Origin of the sequence: Bariatricus sp. HCP28S3_A7 (assembly GCF_052066375.1) — a bacterium.
In the GTDB taxonomy this organism is placed as follows: Bacteria; Bacillota; Clostridia; order Lachnospirales; family Lachnospiraceae; genus Allocoprococcus.
Genome location: NZ_JBQHSG010000086.1, coordinates 1 through 845, shown reverse-complemented (window position 1 = coordinate 845; position 845 = coordinate 1). Strand labels below are relative to the sequence as shown.

Annotated in this window: 1 protein-coding gene; it reads left to right on the top strand. The window is 46.5% G+C overall.

Annotation, left to right across the window (positions count from 1 at the left end; genetic code table 11):
• Positions 1–134 precede the first annotated feature (134 nt).
• Positions 135–731, top strand: a complete 597-nt coding sequence (locus tag ACTNA4_RS16090) for an HAD family hydrolase (RefSeq protein ID WP_441031177.1) — start codon at positions 135–137, stop codon at positions 729–731.
• The last annotated feature ends 114 nt before the right edge of the window (positions 732–845 follow it).

Genomic DNA, 845 nt, shown 5'->3' with positions numbered 1-845 from the left:
ACATTATACCAGAAAAAGGGAGGTCAATGCTCTTTTTATTTGCATTCTCCCATAAAATCAAGGTTTTTATTGAATTTTGGGACAAAAAAACAGGTAGTTTTTGACACTACCTAACACTGGATGGAGGACCTGATATGTTGAAATATAAAAATGTTGTCTTTGATTTTGGAAATGTAATCGCTACTTTTGATGAAGACTATATTCTTGGAAAATTCTGTGATTCGCCGGAAGACCTCGAACTTTTGCGTAACGCAGTCTTCTATAACTGGGCGCAACTTGATGAGGGTACTGCTGATTATGACACATCCATACAGCACGCAAAAACACTTGTACCTGAGCGTCTGCATGACAATGTAACGGATTTTTTCCGGAACTGGCACAAATATCTGCAGCCAATTGAAGAAATCTGGTCTCTGATCCGAAAACTGAAAGAAAACGGAGCATCTGTCTATATTCTTTCCAATGCTCCGACTCATTTCGCTGATCATGCAGATTTTTATGAAATCGTCCAAGAATTTGACGGAATCGTATTCTCTGCACCGATTGTTATGGCAAAACCAAAACCGGAGATCTATCATCATCTGTTCGATACTTATCATTTGAAACCGGAGGATAGTTTCTTCATTGATGATAAACCGGAAAATATTGCTGCCGGCCAGGCACTTGGGATGGACGGATATATTTTCAAGGGGGATATCTCAGAGGTTTGCAGAAAGCTTGGATTAGGCTAAAGAGACAGCGGGGAAGGTGTGGTGGGGGGGGGGGGGGGGGGGGGGGGGGGGGGGGGGGGGGGGGGGGGGGGGGGGGGGGGGGGGGGGGGGCGGGGGGGGGGGGGGGGCTGGCGG

What these genes read in the sequence shown, in the direction of transcription:
- ACTNA4_RS16090 (WP_441031177.1), top strand. Translation starts at nt 135, where the DNA reads ATGTTGAAATATAAAAATGTTGTCTTTGATTTTGGAAATGTAATCGCT.